This window comes from Pseudomonas sp. DE0157 (assembly GCF_007678615.1).
Classification (GTDB): Bacteria; Pseudomonadota; Gammaproteobacteria; order Pseudomonadales; family Pseudomonadaceae; genus Aquipseudomonas; species Aquipseudomonas parafulva_B.
On record NZ_VEJN01000003.1, the window covers coordinates 59,772 to 75,819 of the forward strand.

14 protein-coding genes are annotated in these 16,048 nt (G+C 61.0%); 11 read left to right on the forward strand and 3 right to left on the reverse strand.

All coding sequences use genetic code 11. From position 1 onward, the window contains the following. Positions 1 to 163 precede the first annotated feature (163 nt). Complete coding sequence (locus tag FS777_RS05880) at positions 164 to 4,303, forward strand: CheR family methyltransferase (RefSeq protein WP_145254423.1); 4,140 nt, start codon at positions 164 to 166, stop codon at positions 4,301 to 4,303. A gap of 90 nt (positions 4,304 to 4,393) precedes the next feature. Then, positions 4,394 to 4,792 carry an NUDIX hydrolase gene (locus tag FS777_RS05885; protein WP_078478620.1) on the forward strand — a complete coding sequence of 133 codons (399 nt, stop codon included), beginning with the start codon at positions 4,394 to 4,396 and terminating at the stop codon, positions 4,790 to 4,792. Between the two features lie 44 nt (positions 4,793 to 4,836). On the opposite strand, the gene FS777_RS05890 is transcribed toward FS777_RS05885, so the two are convergent. Then, entirely contained in the window at positions 4,837 to 5,388 is a 552-nt protein-coding gene (locus FS777_RS05890) for an ATP-dependent Clp protease proteolytic subunit (protein WP_058604595.1), read from the reverse strand. A gap of 186 nt (positions 5,389 to 5,574) precedes the next feature. Between FS777_RS05890 and FS777_RS05895 the strand changes: the two genes are divergently transcribed. Genes FS777_RS05895 through FS777_RS05910 form a run of 4 tightly spaced genes read left to right on the forward strand, consistent with a single transcriptional unit; the run spans position 5,575 to position 9,426 of the window. Then, entirely contained in the window at positions 5,575 to 6,492 is a 918-nt protein-coding gene (locus FS777_RS05895; protein WP_145254426.1) for a DUF72 domain-containing protein, read from the forward strand. Beyond that, positions 6,489 to 7,274, forward strand: coding sequence for an endonuclease/exonuclease/phosphatase family protein (locus FS777_RS05900; RefSeq protein WP_145254428.1), 786 nt, complete (start codon positions 6,489 to 6,491; stop codon positions 7,272 to 7,274). Before FS777_RS05895 ends, FS777_RS05900 begins: the two co-directional genes overlap by 4 nt. Next, on the forward strand, positions 7,271 to 8,473 hold the full coding sequence (clsB, locus tag FS777_RS05905; RefSeq protein WP_145254432.1) for a cardiolipin synthase ClsB: 1,203 nt from the start codon (positions 7,271 to 7,273) through the stop codon (positions 8,471 to 8,473). Before FS777_RS05900 ends, clsB begins: the two co-directional genes overlap by 4 nt. After that, the gene (locus FS777_RS05910; RefSeq protein ID WP_145254435.1) at positions 8,473 to 9,426 is read left to right on the forward strand and encodes a lysylphosphatidylglycerol synthase domain-containing protein; all 954 of its coding nucleotides are present in this window, start codon (positions 8,473 to 8,475) and stop codon (positions 9,424 to 9,426) included. Before clsB ends, FS777_RS05910 begins: the two co-directional genes overlap by 1 nt. A gap of 173 nt (positions 9,427 to 9,599) precedes the next feature. Here the strand turns inward: FS777_RS05910 and FS777_RS05915 are convergent, their stop codons facing one another. Next, the gene (locus FS777_RS05915) at positions 9,600 to 9,824 is read right to left on the reverse strand and encodes a metallothionein (RefSeq protein WP_027915593.1); all 225 of its coding nucleotides are present in this window, start codon (positions 9,822 to 9,824) and stop codon (positions 9,600 to 9,602) included. A gap of 2 nt (positions 9,825 to 9,826) precedes the next feature. After that, positions 9,827 to 10,285: a hypothetical protein gene (locus FS777_RS05920; RefSeq protein ID WP_058639276.1), complete on the reverse strand. Its 459-nt coding sequence runs from the start codon at positions 10,283 to 10,285 to the stop codon at positions 9,827 to 9,829. A 150-nt stretch (positions 10,286 to 10,435) separates the two neighbouring features. Here FS777_RS05920 and ligD point away from each other — a divergent pair, with 150 nt between their 5' ends. From ligD to FS777_RS05945, 5 genes are read left to right on the forward strand one after another with little or no spacing between them, the layout of a single operon-like run. Beyond that, positions 10,436 to 12,937: a DNA ligase D gene (gene ligD, locus FS777_RS05925; protein ID WP_145254438.1), complete on the forward strand. Its 2,502-nt coding sequence runs from the start codon at positions 10,436 to 10,438 to the stop codon at positions 12,935 to 12,937. Positions 12,938 to 12,971: 34 nt separating this feature from the next. Beyond that, positions 12,972 to 14,015 (forward strand): acyl-CoA dehydrogenase family protein, encoded by a 1,044-nt coding sequence (locus FS777_RS05930; RefSeq protein ID WP_058639274.1) that lies wholly within the window; start codon positions 12,972 to 12,974, stop codon positions 14,013 to 14,015. Next, a complete protein-coding gene (locus FS777_RS05935) occupies positions 14,012 to 14,767 on the forward strand; it encodes a PIG-L deacetylase family protein (RefSeq protein WP_145254441.1) in 756 nt (251 codons plus the stop codon). The genes FS777_RS05930 and FS777_RS05935 overlap by 4 nt, the downstream gene beginning before the upstream one ends. 11 nt (positions 14,768 to 14,778) lie before the next feature. Beyond that, positions 14,779 to 15,378, forward strand: coding sequence for a bifunctional 2-polyprenyl-6-hydroxyphenol methylase/3-demethylubiquinol 3-O-methyltransferase UbiG (locus FS777_RS05940; RefSeq protein ID WP_144965838.1), 600 nt, complete (start codon positions 14,779 to 14,781; stop codon positions 15,376 to 15,378). Next, a complete protein-coding gene (locus tag FS777_RS05945) occupies positions 15,375 to 16,040 on the forward strand; it encodes a glycosyltransferase (protein ID WP_078478625.1) in 666 nt (221 codons plus the stop codon). Before FS777_RS05940 ends, FS777_RS05945 begins: the two co-directional genes overlap by 4 nt. Positions 16,041 to 16,048 lie beyond the last annotated feature (8 nt).

Sequence of the window (16,048 nt, forward strand, 5' to 3'; positions counted from 1 at the left end):
AGACCGGTGGCGCGAAAAGATTCTCTGTCCGAACACTTGCGGACCAGTCATTAGCGTCGCATCAACGCACTCGCGAATATCCGTGCGCGTTGCCTATAATGGCGCTCCTCATGCCCCGCGACGTGTCGATGGGCTGTCTGTAAGGTCTGTACAGGGCACCGCCATGAAGTCGACCGTTAACCAGCCCGCCGCGCCGCATCCCTCGAACCTGAGCCCTAGCCATCTCAGTTTCCCTGTGGTGGGTATTGGTGCCTCAGCGGGGGGCATCGAAGCCATCTGTACACTGTTCAGGCAGATGCCCGCCGACTCAGGCATGGCGTTTGTCATTGTGCTGCACCTGTCTCCAGACCATCAGAGTGTCGCTGATCGGATCATTCAGGAGACAACCAGCATGCCGGTGAGCCAGGTAACGGAACCGGTGCCGATCGAACGCAACCATGTGTACGTCATCTCTCCTGCCAATCGGCTATCGACCAATGATGGTTACCTGCGGGTAGCGCCGGCCAACAGGCGGCGCGGTGACCATGTGGCCATCGACCTGTTCTTCCGCGACCTGGCCGACGTGCATAAGGATCATGCCTTTTGCGTGGTCCTTTCCGGTACGGGCGCGGACGGCGCCGTAGGCCTGGCACGTGTCAAGGAACAAGGCGGCCTCACCCTGGTACAGAGCCCGGATGATGCTCAGTTTGACAGCATGCCTCGGGCGGCCATCGAGACGGGTCTGGTCGACGTGGTGCTCCCGGCGGCAGAGCTTGCCCAAAAGCTGATGGAGCTGTGGCACAACGCGCGACAGGTCAATCTGCCACGTATCGAAGACGATAGCCTACCGCCGGCGCTGGGTACCCGAGCCGGCGACCCTCAGGCGTGCAAACCTGTGCTGGAAGACATCTTGCTGCAATTGCGCAGCGCCACTGGTCATGATTTCCACCATTACAAGCGCGCCACTGTGCTGCGGCGTATCGAGCGACGTCTGCATGTCACGGGACAGGCCGATCTTCGAGCCTACCTGCACTACCTTGAGACCCATGAGGAAGAGTCGGCAGCGTTGCTGGCGGACATGCTGATCGGGGTTACTAATTTTTTCCGCGACCGCGAGGCGTTCGAGGCGCTTGAGCGTATCGTCATGCCCCAGCTGGCAAATGAGCCGGACCAAGGCGATAACCCAGCCGAAATTCGCATCTGGTCCGCGGGCTGTTCGACGGGAGAGGAGTCTTACAGCCTAGCCATGCTGACGTGCGAGCAGTTGGCCTTGGACCAGCGCGCCAACAAGGTGCAGGTGTTTGCCACAGACCTCGACGAGCGTGCCATTGGCCATGCCCGCACCGGCCTTTATCCAGAGTCCATCATCACCGATGTGCCACCCTCGCGTCTGCGCCAGTTTTTCGCCAAAGAAGACCAGCACTATCGCGTGCGTAAGGAAATACGAGAGAAAGTGCTGTTCGCACGGCATAACCTGCTGTCCGATCCGCCTTTCTCGCAATTGGGCTTGATCGTCTGTCGCAATCTGCTGATCTACCTGGACCGTGAAATCCAGCGGGATATCCTGCGCATGTTCCATTTCGCCCTGCGCCCGGGTGGCTACCTGTTTCTGGGCTCTTCCGAATCGGCTGAACTGGCTGGCGATCTGTTCGCGGTGGTGGACAAGCGTAATCGCATCTACCGGGCACGCGAGGTCGCCCATGCCGACACGCGTCCGGGGCGTCAGTTGCAAGGGACTGATCTGGGCGCTCTGAAGCAACCGGCCACCGCCAAAAGCAGAGCCCAGCGCAAGCCCTCTTACGCTGAGGTGCACCATCGTGCACTGGCCCGCCGAACCCCGCCGAGTCTGATCATCGACGGTGAGGGTACCCTCCTTCATCTGAGCGAAGGTGTCGGGCGCTACATGCAATTGGGCAGCGGTGAATTGAGCCGCAACGTGCTCAACCTGGTATTGCCCAGCTTGCGACTGGCGCTTCGCAGCACCTTGTTCCAGGCGCGCCAGGGCACCCATGCGGTCACCTCTCGCCCTGTGGACATGGGCGAGGAGGGTCAGCGCTGCCAGATCGAAATTACCGTGCAACCGCATAAGGATGAGCAAACGGCCGGCGAATACCTGCTGGTGGTGTTCGAAGAGCGTGCGCCCGATCTGTCATTGCCGTTAGTCGATGCTATTCGCCAGACCGACAGCATGGTGCTGAACAACCTGGAGCGAGAGTTGCAGCGCATGCGCGTGCAATTGCAGGAGACCATTGAGCAGTCGGAGCTATCCAGCGAAGAACTCACGGCCTCCAACGAAGAGATGCAGACAATCAACGAAGAGCTTCGCTCGGCCAGCGAAGAACTGGAAACCAGCAAGGAAGAGCTGCAGTCGATCAACGAAGAACTGTTGACTGTCAATTACGAGCTCAAGAGCAAGGTTGAGGAGACCGACAAGGTCAATGACTACCTGCGCAACTTGATCGCCAGCACCGACATCGCCGCCGTGTTCGTCGACCGCAACCTGCACATTCGCTGGTTCACCCCACGTGCGACCGACCTGTTCAACATGCTGCCGGTGGATACAGGGCGTTCCCTGCTCGACATCACTCATCGCCTGGACTACCCCGCCCTGGCCGATGATGCGCGCGCCGTGGTCAATGGCGAGCACATCATCGAGCGGGAAATCGGGGGCCAGGCCTACCACTGGTACCTGGCCCGGTTGCTGCCCTACCGTTCAAGCGAACAGAAGATCGACGGGGCCGTGCTCACCTTCATTGACATCAGCAAGAGTCGCGCGGCCGAGGAGCGGGTGCGACTTGGCGAAGAGCGCATGCGAGTGGTCGCTGAAAGTACCCACGACTTCGCCATCATCCTGTTGGATGAGCAGGGCCTGATCACTGACTGGAATACAGGTGCTGCATTGATCTTCGGCCATGAAAAGGCCGATGTCGTGGGCCGGCATTACCAGCTCATCTTCACCCAGGACGACCGCCAGCACGGCATCCCCGAGCAGGAATTACAGACAGCGCGCGCCAACGGCCGTAGCCAGGATGAGCGCTGGCACCTGCGCAAGGACGGGAGCCGCTTCTATGCCAGTGGTGAAATCTCGCGCTTGAAGGGCAACTCATTGCGTGGCTTCGTCAAGATTGCTCGGGACCTGACCGGGCACAAGCGCCTGCACGATGAGCAGAGCAAGCAACTGGCCGAGTCGCAAAGCAGCAGCCACATGAAGGATGAGTTCTTCGCCATCATGTCCCACGAACTCAAACACCCCCTCAACCTGATCCAGCTCAACGCCGAGATCCTGCGTCGTCTGCCCTCGATCGCCCACGTCGCCGCTGCGAGCAAGGCGGTGGGCATCATTCGCGAAGCCGTGACCAGCCAGGCGCGCATCATCGATGACCTGCTGGACGTGGCCCGTATCCGTACCGGCAAGCTCAAGCTCAAGACCGAAGCGGTAGACGTGGTTGCCATCATCGAGGGTATCCACGCGGTGGTCATCAGCGAGCAGCCTGACTCGGCGGTTGTGCTGGAACTGCCTGCAGACGGCTTGCCACTGTTCATCGACGGGGATAGCACACGCCTGGAGCAAGTGATCTGGAACCTGCTCAACAACGCCCTGAAGTTCAGCCCACCCGGCGGCACTATCCGGTTGTCCCTGAGCCATGACGACACGCAGGTTTCGCTCAGCGTGATCGACCGAGGCATTGGCCTTGAGGCAGATAGCCTGGAACATATTTTCGACCTGTTCAGCCAGGCGGCTTCGCCGCTCGGGCATGCGGCGCGAGAGGGCCTGGGCATTGGGCTATCGCTGGTCCGTCAGTTGGTGGAGGCCCACGGAGGAAGCGTATGCGCGTACTCCGCCGGTCTTGGTCAGGGCTGTACGTTCACCGTCACCCTGCCCTTGTCCAAAAGCGGTAAAGGCGAGCGACTGGCCTGCCAGCAAACTGAACGCATGGGCCGGCTCGATGGCTTGCATGTACTGCTGGTGGATGACTCACCCGAGGTGCTCGACGTCATGCAACAGCTCCTGGAAATGGAGTGTGCGCAGGTGAGCGCGTTCGCTGACCCCCGCCAGGCGCTCGAAGCAGCACGGCAAACGGACTATGACGTCATTCTGTCGGACATCGGCATGCCAGTCATGGATGGCCATGCCCTGATAAAGGCTTTGCGAGACATCAAGCACCTGCAGCATACCCCGGCCATTGCCCTTACCGGCTATGGGGCAAGCGCTGATCAGCATCGGTCGAAGCAGTCTGGCTTTGATCGTCATCTGAACAAGCCTGTCGGCTACGACGAGTTGGTAGAGGCCATCGAGAGCCTCCACGGTTCGGTACCCTACTGACCGTTCGTCGGTCAATTGTTACAGTTTTATGACTTTTGCACGGTGCTCGGCGACTAACTCCTCATAGGAATGTGATTCGCCGGAGTACCCATGAAATCCGCCAAGCCCCGCGCAACCATCATCTGTCGGCATGGCAAACACGCTCATAAATGGCTGTGGGTTCGCAAGCCAAATGCCCCTTGGACGCTGCCAGGAGGCAAGGTAGAACCTGGTGAGACGCCGCTTGAGGCAGCCCAGCGCGAACTGCTGGAAGAGACAGGCCTGCAGGCCCACAATTTCACGCTGCTGATGCGCCACGAAACGCCACAACGCATGCATTATGTCTTCGAGGCCGAATTCGACGAAGCACCGCAGCCCTGCGCCTTGCATGAGATCGCTGACTACCAGTTCGCCCATTTCGAGCACGTCGGCACGCTCAAGCAAGACATCAAAAAATTGATTCGCTCTTTGCTCGAGTGCGACGCAGCTACCGCAGCGTCTGTGCGCTAACCCCCACTTTTACTGGCGGCTAATTCAAAAACGGGCGTGCCGCTCTAAGCGTGCACGCTCCATTGGCAGTCGCCCGCCTCTATCGGCAAGTCGTCGATTGCATGAATCATCCCGCTGTCCAGGGCTTCTTGTGGGCCAAGGATTCGCGGGGCCGCCATCAAGTAGCGCGGCACGTCAAGTGCCTGTGCCGCGCCCTCGGTGCGCTGCGCCACAATCTGCGCGTAAAGGCGCAAGTCATAATCCAGGCTCATGGCATATTCGGCCATGCGTGAGTGGTCGATGGAGCCGTGCAGCGTCCAGTGAAAGGGGTGGAAGAGGAACTTGCTGTGAGTGCACGCGGTGCGGTGCTCGCCGGCCAGGAACAGGATGTTGCCCATTGACTCGACCGTGCCCAGGTTGTGGGTATGCACACTGACCGGCAAGGTCCGCAGGTAGTTGTACAGGGTAAACCCGTAGCTGCACTCGCCGCCCATGGTGGCGACATTCAACTGCACCACTTCGGCCCCCTGGTTCACGGCCTTGGTGCAGGTGTTGATCAGATTGCCGCAGGTAGACGAGTTGATAGGGCCGGTGAAATGGATGATGTGTCGGGCCATGTGCACCTCCAAGAAGTGTCGATACAGAGCGTTGGTCACCACCCTGCCTGTCTAAAAGTGGCATCAAGCCTGCCCGCAAAGTTCAATTCCAGCCCTGCTCGCCACCACTGATCAACTGCGCCTGAACCCTCCTGCCGCTGCACTGGTCGCAATGATGAATGGAATGGAGATGCGATAGGAGGCAGCGTGAGCGAGGTACGCATTGGCATTTCAGGATGGCGATACGGTCCCTGGCGCAAGGACTTCTACCCCAAGGGGCTGCGCCAGGACGACGAGCTGGCCTTCGCGTCGAGGGCAGTCAATACCATCGAGATCAACGGCTCGTTTTACAGCCTGCAAACGCCCGAACGCTATCAAGCCTGGCATGACGCCACACCCGATGACTTCGTGTTCGCGGTCAAGGCGCCGCGATACATCACCCACATCCGCAGACTTAAGGACATCGATACGCCATTGGCCAATTTCTTCGCCTCCGGGCCGCTCCTTCTCGGTAACAAGCTCGGCCCATTCTTATGGCAGTTCCCTGCCAACATGCGTTTCGACGCTGAGCGATTCGATGCATTTCTGCGATCGCTGCCGCGTCACCGCGCCGCTGCCCGACGCAGCGCCAGTGGCTGCGAGCAACGCCTGCAAGGTAACGGCGGCACGCAGATAAGCGGCAATGCGCCGCTACGCCATGCGGTGGAAATTCGTCACGAAAGTTTCCTGTGCGAGCGCTTCGTGGAACTGCTGCGCCAGCACAACGTTGCCCTGGTGGTTGCCGACAGCGCGGGCAAGTGGCCTTACGTGGAGGACGTCACCGCAGATTTCATGTACATGCGCCTGCATGGCGACGTCGAACTCTACAGCAGCGGTTATACCGTCAGCGCACTGCGCCGCTGGAAGAAACGGATCGAACAGTGGCGTGAGGGGAGTCAGTCCGACGATGCACACCTGATCGTACAGGGCCCTCCCCCCCGGCGCTCAACCCGGGATGTGTACTGCTATTTCGATAACGACCAGAAAGTCCACGCCCCTTACGACGCGCGCCGATTGCTGGAAAAGATGCACCTGGACCACGAGCTGATGACAGAGCCGGGCGCCGAGCCGGAGGTTGAACTGTGAACCCTACACTCTCCGCGCCCAGCTGCATCATCGACAAAGTCACCGCCGTGCACCGTTTGAACGTACTGACGCTCAACGTGCACAAAGGCTTCACCTTCTTCAACCGCCGCTTCATCCTGCCGGAGCTGCGCGATGCGGTACGTGCCACGGGCGCCGACCTGGTGTTTCTCCAGGAGGTGCATGGCAGCCACCAACAGCATGCGATCAGCCACCCTGCCTGGCCGCAGGCGCCCCAGTACGAATTCCTGGCAGACAGCATGTGGCCGCAATTTGCCTATGGTCGCAACGCCGTTTATCCCCATGGCGATCACGGCAACGCCTTGCTCTCCAAATTTCCGATCGTGCGTTCGGAAAACCTCGACGTCTCAGTGGCGGGAAATGAACAGCGAGGCCTGCTGCACTGTCAACTGGAAGTACCCGGCCACGACGAAGTGCATGCAATCTGCGTGCACTTGGGCCTACGGGAGGCACACCGGCAGAAGCAGGTGAGTCTGCTGTTCGAGTTGCTCGACCGCCTGCCTGCCAAGGCGCCGGTGATTATCGCCGGCGACTTTAACGACTGGCGTCTGAAAGCAGATGCCGTGCTGTCGCAGCGCTTGATAGAGGCATTCGGGGAGCGTTTCGGCTCGCCAGCCCGCAGTTTTCCGGCACGCCTGCCGCTGCTTCGGCTTGACCGGATCTACGTGCGCAATGCCATGCCCCATGCTGCAAAGGTTTTATCCAATTATCCGTGGTCGCACCTGTCCGACCACGCCCCCCTGGCTGCGGAGATCAACGTGTGAAAAGACCTTGGGTCGATGGCAACAGCGTCGAGCTGCTGATCAATGGTGAGGCGTTCTACCCGCGGGTCTTCGAGGCCATGGGCCAGGCGCGCAATGAAATCCTGCTCGAGACATTCATCATCTACGAAGACAAGGTAGGCCACCAGTTGCAGCGTGCGCTGATCGAGGCAGCGCAACGTGGGGTCCGTGTGGAAGTGGTTGCCGACGGGTACGGCACCGCTGACCTGTCAGCCGAGTTCATCGCGGCGATGACCGAGGCGGGAGTAAGGTTTCACCTGTTCGACCCCCAGCCTCGTCTGGCGGGCCTGCGCACCAACCTGTTCCGCCGGCTGCATCGCAAGATCGTCGTGATCGACGGGGAGCGTGCATTCATTGGCGGCATCAACTACAGCGCCGATCATCTCGGCGACTATGGCCCCATGGCCAAGCAGGACTACGCCGTGGAGGTAACCGGGCCAGTGGTCGCGCAGGTGCATGCCGTCAGCCGTCGATTGATGTCGCCGGTGCTAGAGCCCCCAAGCGAGGTGCGCCCTGTCACCGACCCCACTGGCGACATCACTGCCGTGATGGTAGAGCGGGACAACGGCCAGCGCAGCACGGCTATCGAAACCTATTACCTCGAAGCGCTGCGTGGCGCGCGCAAGCGCATCGTGGTAGCCAATGCCTATTTTTTCCCAGGCTATCGCCTGTTGCGCGAGTTGCGTAACGCCGCGCGTCGCGGGGTTGAAGTGACCCTCATCATGCAGGGTGAGCCTGATATGTGGTGGGTGCGTACCCTGGCTCGCCTACTCTATAACTACCTGCTTCGCGACGGGGTGCGGATCCATGAGTATTGCCGGCGCCCCCTGCACGGGAAGGTCGCACTGGTGGATGACGAATGGTCCACGGTCGGTTCGAGCAACCTCGACCCGCTGAGCCTGTCGTTCAACCTTGAAGGCAACCTGTTCATCCGCAGCCGTGCCTTCAATCAGCAGCTACATGACCACCTGCAGTCGCTGGCCAGCGAACAGTGCAAGACGGTCACCCTGGAGCGAATGATTCGCGGCTACTGGTGGCGGGCGCCACTGATCTTCTTGAGCTTCCACGTCATACGTCACTTCCCGCGCATTGCCGGTTGGCTACCTGCGCATCGCAAGCGCCTGAAAACGCCTGGGCAAGCCGTAGAGACCCAAGGCAACCTGCACGAGGGCAACACCTGATGGAACGAAAGCGTTGGCAAGTGTGGGCCAAGCGTCTGTTCACCGTCCTGTTCCTTATCCTGATCCCGGCGTTACTGTTCACGTTGGCGCGCAACCTGGATTGGAACGAGGTGCGTGAATCGCTGTTGGCCTACAAACCCGGCACATTGGCCGTCGGGTTGGTCATGGCACTGATGAGCTTCTTGATCTTTGCCAGTTACGACTTATTGGCCCGAACCTATACCGGTCACAAGTTGCCGGTCCGGCAAGTGCTGCCGATCGCCTTCGTGTGCTACGCCTTCAACCTCAACTTCACCACCTGGGTGGGCGGGGTTGCGTTGCGCTATCGGTTATACGGCAGGCTTGGGTTGGACACGCCCACCATCACACGCATTCTCACCTTGGGGCTACTGACCAACTGGATGGGCTACATGCTGCTGGCAGGCAGCGTGTTTGCCATGCGCCTGGTCGAATTGCCGGCAAACTGGGCGGTCGGCACCACTGGGCTGCAGCTCATTGGCTTCGCGCTGCTGGCCATTTCGATCGGCTATCTGCTGGCCTGCGGTTTTGCCAAAAAACGCACCTGGCGCTGGTGCGAGCATGAACTGACGCTGCCCTCGCTGCGGCTTGCGCTGTGCCAGGTGGCCTTAGGCGCCAGCAACTGGGCAATGATGGCGCTGCTGATCTTCTGGCTGTTGCCAGAGCAGGCGTTCTATCCCTCCATCCTGGGGGTTCTGCTGATCAGTTGCGTGGCCGGGGTGGTGGCTCACATTCCGGCAGGGCTTGGGGTGCTGGAAACCGTATTCCTGGGCCTGCTTCAGGGGCAGATTCCACAAGGCAGCCTGGTTGCAGCCTTACTGGCCTATCGAACCTTGTACTACCTGATACCGCTGGTGTTGGCGGTCATCACCTACTTGGTGCTGGAAAAGCGCGCTAAGACCATGCGCCGGCAAGATACGGCAGCATCAACGTGAAAGGGGTGGGCTTGGTGTGTGTGTCGCACAGCTAGTGCGGCTCCAAGCTCGGCACAGTCCCCTTGTAGGCACGCCTCGTAAGGCCGCTTCTATGGAATTCGCCAACGCTCTCAAACGGTTTGAGACAGGTTGAACAGGCCGGGTCTGCCTAGGCAGACCCGGCTCAATCTCCCTCACGGCGAAATAGGATCGCTCGCTGGGAAAGTCTCATCCAGCGCATTGTCCACACTGGTTTCCTTTTTCTGCTCAACCTTGCCACAGGTGCAGTCAGGCATGCGGCATGGCTCGCCGTTACGGTGCCCGGTCGCACACGCTTCGCAGCAGTAGGCCTTGCCATTCTGCGGCAAGGTGCTCACCGTGCAGGAACACTCGGTACAAGCGCAGCGTAATTCGCTCATGATCAACTCCTTTCGTCTTCTTCAATTGCATCGTCAGTCCACGGTTTCCCGTCAAGCGGGTTGGTGCGGGCCAGTTCTGCTTCGTCAAGGCCTCGACCGCCGCCGATCTCGATCGCGTCTTTTTCGGTCAGCGCCTGATCGGCAGGGCCGCCGTACCCAGGCTCATGGGAATCTCGAGCGCCGGTTTCGTCCAGTAGCGTGTCCGGGCTCAGATCATCATCCGTGACACCGTCCTCATGCAGGCTGTCGGTCAGCGCCTCGCCGCCGGTCAAGCCGCTCTGGCGCACCCGCTCTTCCGGGAATTCCTGCTCCACTTCACGCTCTGGTCGTTCATCACCTACCCGCCCCTGACGGTCATCAAGGCGATCACTGAAGTTCAGCTCATGCACACTGCCCATACGATCCTCGATGTCATCGATCTCGGTCGGGGTATAGGCTTTGGGTTCATCGGGTCTGGACATTACGCCTCTCCATCAGTTGGCTTACCCAAAGTCGACTGCTCTGTACCCAGGAAGATTCAGAGTTTTACGCGGCCAGTGGCGGTTTTTTGAACTCCAATGCCGCTCCCCGCCTCCCAAGATCAAGACAGCCCAGGTTCCGGAGCCCCCCTCATGGCCACGCCACTCGAGGAATACGCGCGCAAGCGCGATTTCAACGCCACGCCCGAGCCAATCGGCAAATCCGGCCGCAGCAAAGGGGCTCACGCGTTACAGTTCTGCATCCAGAAACATGACGCCAGCCATTTGCACTACGATTTCCGACTGGAACTGGACGGCACGCTCAAAAGTTGGGCGATTCCAAAGGGTCCCTCCCTGGATCCGAAAGTCAAACGCCTGGCCGTGCATGTCGAAGACCATCCGCTCGATTACGCCACCTTCGAAGGCCACATTCCGGAAGGTCACTACGGTGGGGGCGATGTCATCGTCTGGGACCGTGGGGTTTGGGAACCCGACGGGGACCCGCGTGAGGGTTACAACAAAGGCAAACTGCGCTTTCGCCTGCAAGGCGAGAAGCTCGCTGGTATGTGGAACCTGTTCCGCACACGGCTGGCTGGCAAGAAAGAGCAGTGGATGCTGGTCAAGTCGAATGACAGCCAGGCCCGCAGCGAGGCCCAGTACAGCATTGTCGAGGACCAGCCCGACAGCGTGATCAGCGACCGCACTTTGGTTGCCAAGCAATCCGCCAAAACGGCCAAACCCGGCAAAGGCAAGCCCGCCCCGACCAAGCAAGCCGCCAAGTCCAAGCCCGCTATGCTGCCAGAACACATGCAGCCGCAGTTGGCCACGTTGGTCGACTCACCCCCCTCGGGGGACTGGCGGTATGAGGTGAAGTACGACGGTTACCGCATCCTCGCGCGCATCGAGGGCGATGATGTGCGGCTCTATACCCGCAATGGCCATGACTGGAGCGCCAAGATGCCGGGCCAAATCGCTGCGCTACGCGCGTTGGGTGTGGACTCTGCGTGGCTCGATGGCGAGATGGTCGTCAATGACGACCAGGGGGTTGCAGACTTCCAGGCCTTACAGAACGCATTCGATACCGCGCATGATGAACAAATCACCTATTACGTCTTCGACCTGCCGTTTCTGGGCGGTCAAGATCTGCGCGCCCTACCCTTGCAGCAGCGACGCGACGCGTTGGAGCGCTTGCTTGAGCACAACACTGCGGACAACCTCAAGTACTCTGCGGACTTCGACGAGCCGGTTGAAGCGTTGCTCGAGAGTGCCTGTAAGCTGGGCCTTGAAGGCTTGATCGGCAAGCGTGCCGACAGCAGCTATTCCGGCACGCGCAGCGCCGACTGGATCAAGCTCAAGTGCAAGCGGCGGCAGGAGTTTGTAGTGGTGGGCTATACCGACCCCAAGGGCAGCCGCAGTGGGTTCGGCGCCTTGCTATTGGCCCTGCACGACGACGCAGGCATGCTGCGTTACGCCGGCAAGGTGGGCACCGGGTTCAGTGCCACCACTCTTGACACATTGCACGCACAACTCGAACCCCTACAAACCGCCCAGCCTACTGTAGCCAACCCCCCCACTGGCGCCGAAGCCCGAGGGATACATTGGCTAGAGCCCACGTTGCTGGCCGAGATCGCCTTTGCCCAGATGACCCGTGACGGCGTAGTACGCCACGCGGTATTCCACGGTTTGCGCGACGACAAACCGGCGACCGATATCGACCTGGAGCGTGCCATGCCGAGCAAGACCGTCCATCAGCGCAAGGCGGCCAAGAGCACCGAGACGCTGGGTGACCTGCGCCTGACCCACCCTGATCGCGTGATCGACCCTACCTCTGGCATGACCAAGCGTGACGTCGTCGAATACTACGCCCAGGTCAGCGAATGGATCTTGCCCCACCTCAAGAATCGGCCGGTTGCGCTTGTGCGTGCGCCAGACGGCCTCGCCGGGGAACTGTTTTTCCAGAAAAACGCGGGCCAGCTGCACATTCCAAACGTGCGTACGTACGGCAAAGAGGAAGCCGGCCAGGCCGCCATGGTCATCAACCGCCCTGACACTTTGCTCGGCGCCGTACAGATGAACATGCTTGAACTGCACACCTGGAACGCCACCGACACGCAGTTCGACCGGCCAGACCGTTTCGTACTCGACCTGGACCCTGACCCGGCCCTGCCGTGGAAGGCAATGCTGGAGGCCACCCAGCTGACCCTGACCCTGCTGGACGAACTGGGTCTGAAGGTGTTCATCAAGACCAGCGGGGGCAAAGGTATCCATCTGGTTGTCCCGCTAACGAGAAAAGCGAGCTGGGACGACGTCAAGGATTTCAGCCACGCCATCGTCACCTACCTGGCAAAACTGTTCCCTGATCGGCTCACCGCAGTGTCCGGCCCCAAGAACCGTGTAGGCCGCATCTTCATCGACTACTTGCGCAATGGCAAAGGTGCTACCACGGTGTGTGCTTACTCGCTGCGCGCTCGCGAGGGCTTGCCGGTGTCGGTGCCGGTCTGGCGTGAAGAACTGGCACAGCTCAAGGGCGCCAATCAGTGGACCATTGCCACAATAGGTGAGCGACTGGCCGATACCCAAGACCCTTGGGCCGACATGAGCAAGACCCGTCAATCCATCACGGCGCGGATGCGCAAACAACTTGGGCTCACGTGATGGGCGACGCCCAACGCGACAGGGAGTTACGCGCATGAGCATGCCTCAGAACTATGACCTCACCCAGCTGGACCGCTTGTTGCGCACTTATGACGAGCGGCTGCAGCCGCTCAATGTCGACACCCAGTTACTTGAACTGATGAAAGCTTTGCAGGCCCATTGCCTGGATATTCTGCCCAGGCCGGGCCACGGCAATACGCTTGAGCGTTGGCAGACCTTGTCGCGGGTCGCCGGCTGTGACCTGGTATTGGCCAAGCTCTATGAAGGGCATACGGACGCTTTGGCGATCCTGGCCGAGTGTGGTGCTGGCCATCTTTCGTCTGAGGGGATCTGGGGCGTGTGGGCCGCAGAGCCCCCGGATGCTCGTGCCGTCATCACCTCCCAAGACGGGGGCCGTGTCCGCCTCGGCGGAAAGAAAGCGTGGTGTTCGGGCGCCTTGCAAATCGATCAGGCATTGATCACCGCCTGGGACGAGTCCGGTAAGCCACAGCTGGTTGCCATCCGCTTGGCCGACCCAACCTTGGGCCTCAATATCGAGCATTGGCAGGCTGTGGGCATGGCCAGCACTGCCAGTGTCGAGGTCGAATTCAACGACACACCTGGTGTGCTCGTCGGTGCAGCGGGCCAATATTTGTCCAGGCCGGGCTTCTGGCACGGCGGCGCGGGCATCGCCGCCTGCTGGTATGGGGCGGCCGAGGCGCTGGCCGAATACCTGCGCGAGCACTGCCGCAAACCCAAACCAGACCCCCACGCAGACGCGCACTTGGGCGCTGTAGATGCCGCCCTGTGCGGCGCTCGGGCGGCATTGCGTGAATGTGCTGCCTGGATCGATCTCAACCCAGGCGCCGATGCCAGCCTGATCGTGCAACGCGTGCGCGCTCAGGTTGAACATGCCGTGGAACACGTCATGCGTCACGTAGGCCGAGCATTGGGTGCAACCCCGTTTTGCCGTAATGCCCACTTTGCGCGCTTGAGCGCAGACCTGCCGGTGTTCATTCGCCAAAGTCACGCCGAGCGAGACCTTGCAGCCCTCGGCGAACAGACCGCACAGCTTTCTTCCGGAGCATGGCAGCTATGAGTGAAGACCTGATCCAGTCCAATGATGGTACGCCCTGGTCAGCGTGGCAGCACTCGGCCCATCTGGCCCGGGCCACCTGGCTCAATGCACACCAGCTCTGCCCGCCTGGTCGGCGCCTGGTGCTGATCGCACCCCATCCGGATGACGAGATTCTCATGGCAGGCGGTCTGCTGACCGATTTTGCCGGGCGTGAAGAGGACCTGGTGCTGATCTCGGCGACCGACGGCGAAGGCAGCCATCCCAGCTCGACCCGCTGGACAGAGCATCGTTTGCGTCGCGACCGGCCGCAAGAAAGCCGCAAGGCCATCGAGCAACTCGGGCTGGACCCCAAGCGTATCGATTGGCGCCGCCTGCACCTGAAGGACAGTCAACTGGCCAGGGAGGAAGCCTTTCTGGTCAGCCATCTGACTCAGCTACTGCGCCCTGAGGATGTGCTGATGACGACCTGGCGAGGTGACGGCCACTGCGATCACGAGGCCGTAGGCCGGGCCGGGGCACAGGCAGCGCTAGCGCGTAAAGCCCAGCTGGTGGAAGTCCCAGTATGGGCATGGCACTGGGGACAACCTGACGATCCACGTCTGCCCTGGGAGCGCGCGCACCGCTTGCAACTCAATGAGGGCCAGGTGGCACGCAAGCGCAAAGCCATTGCTGCACACGCCAGCCAGTTCGAGCCTGACGGTTGTACACCGCCGGTGCTACGCCCTAACCTGCTGGACTGCGTGCTACAGCCCTTCGAACTGGTCTTCTTGTAAAAGGATTCGCCATGAGTATCGATGCCCAATATTTCGCCGACCTGTATGCCGCCAACGAAGACCCCTGGGCCTTTCGTACCCGCTGGTATGAAAAACGAAAACGCGACCTGGTCATGGCAAGCCTGCCCCGGCAGTGTTACGAACGGGTGTTCGAGCCCGCCTGCGCCAATGGCGAACTCAGTGTGCTGCTGGCCGAGCGCTGTGCCGAGTTGGTGTGCCAGGACCTCGACCCGAAGGCTGTGGGCTTGGCCACCGATCGCCTGGCCGATGTCCGCCACGCACAGGTCGAACGTGCGCGCCTGCCTGCCGACTGGCCAGGCGGGCGTTTCGATCTGATCGTGCTCAGCGAAGTGGGCTACTACCTTGATCCCACCGACTGGTTGCAGGTAATCGAACAGTCTGTCGCCAGCTTGTCCTACGACGGCGGCCTGCTGGCGTGTCACTGGAAGCACCCGATTGCCGGGTGCCCCCAGGACGGGCGCGAGGTGCACCGAATGCTGTCCAAACACCTGCCGCTGTACCCGGTGTTCTGCCACGACGAAGCCGACTTCATCATGGCTTACTGGTCGAATCAACCCAGCGTGGTAGACCTGGACGAGACGTGCATATGATCGGCATCGTCATTCCGGCCCACAACGAAGCCCGGCGTCTGGGTCGATGCCTGAAGGCTGCCTCGGCTGCCGCCCAACACGCTGCGGTAGCCGGTCATGAGGTCGATATTCTGGTGGTGCTCGATCGCTGTACCGACGGCACCGCCGCCGTCGCCCGGCGCCATGGTGCACACACCTTCGCCATCGATGCCGGTAATGTCGGCATGGCTCGGCGCGCGGGCGCAGAATGGATGCTCGCGCGCGGTGCCACATGGCTCGCCTGCACAGACGCCGACAGCCAGGTTCCTGCCCACTGGCTGACGTCACAGCTCGACTGCGGCGCTGAAGTCGTCTGCGGTACGGTCCATGTGAGCCACTGGCAGCCCTGGCAAACAGCCGCCTTACGCAAGCTCTACCTGAGCCGCTACGAGGCACGTGACGGGCACCGTCATATCCATGGGGCCAATCTAGGCGTAAGCGCCCAGGCGTATCAGCGCGTCGACGGCTTCCAGCCACTGGCTGCCCACGAGGATGTTCAACTGGTGCGGGACCTGGAAGCGCTGGGGGTGCCGATCAGTTGGTCGGCTGCGCACAGTGTGGCCACCAGCAGCCGGCGCGAGTGTCGAGCACGCGAAGGGTTTGGCGATTACCTGGCCGGCCTGCAGGAGCACCTGCAGGCCTAGCAGGTGTG

Coding starts and splice junctions, on each gene's coding strand:
- FS777_RS05880 (WP_145254423.1), top strand. CDS start 164: ATGAAGTCGACCGTTAACCAGCCCGCCGCGCCGCATCCCTCGAACCTG.
- FS777_RS05885 (WP_078478620.1), top strand. CDS start 4,394: ATGAAATCCGCCAAGCCCCGCGCAACCATCATCTGTCGGCATGGCAAA.
- FS777_RS05890 (WP_058604595.1), bottom strand. CDS start 5,388: ATGGCCCGACACATCATCCATTTCACCGGCCCTATCAACTCGTCTACC.
- FS777_RS05910 (WP_145254435.1), top strand. CDS start 8,473: ATGGAACGAAAGCGTTGGCAAGTGTGGGCCAAGCGTCTGTTCACCGTC.
- FS777_RS05915 (WP_027915593.1), bottom strand. CDS start 9,824: ATGAGCGAATTACGCTGCGCTTGTACCGAGTGTTCCTGCACGGTGAGC.
- FS777_RS05920 (WP_058639276.1), bottom strand. CDS start 10,285: ATGTCCAGACCCGATGAACCCAAAGCCTATACCCCGACCGAGATCGAT.
- ligD (WP_145254438.1), top strand. CDS start 10,436: ATGGCCACGCCACTCGAGGAATACGCGCGCAAGCGCGATTTCAACGCC.
- FS777_RS05930 (WP_058639274.1), top strand. CDS start 12,972: ATGAGCATGCCTCAGAACTATGACCTCACCCAGCTGGACCGCTTGTTG.
- FS777_RS05935 (WP_145254441.1), top strand. CDS start 14,012: ATGAGTGAAGACCTGATCCAGTCCAATGATGGTACGCCCTGGTCAGCG.
- FS777_RS05940 (WP_144965838.1), top strand. CDS start 14,779: ATGAGTATCGATGCCCAATATTTCGCCGACCTGTATGCCGCCAACGAA.
- FS777_RS05945 (WP_078478625.1), top strand. CDS start 15,375: ATGATCGGCATCGTCATTCCGGCCCACAACGAAGCCCGGCGTCTGGGT.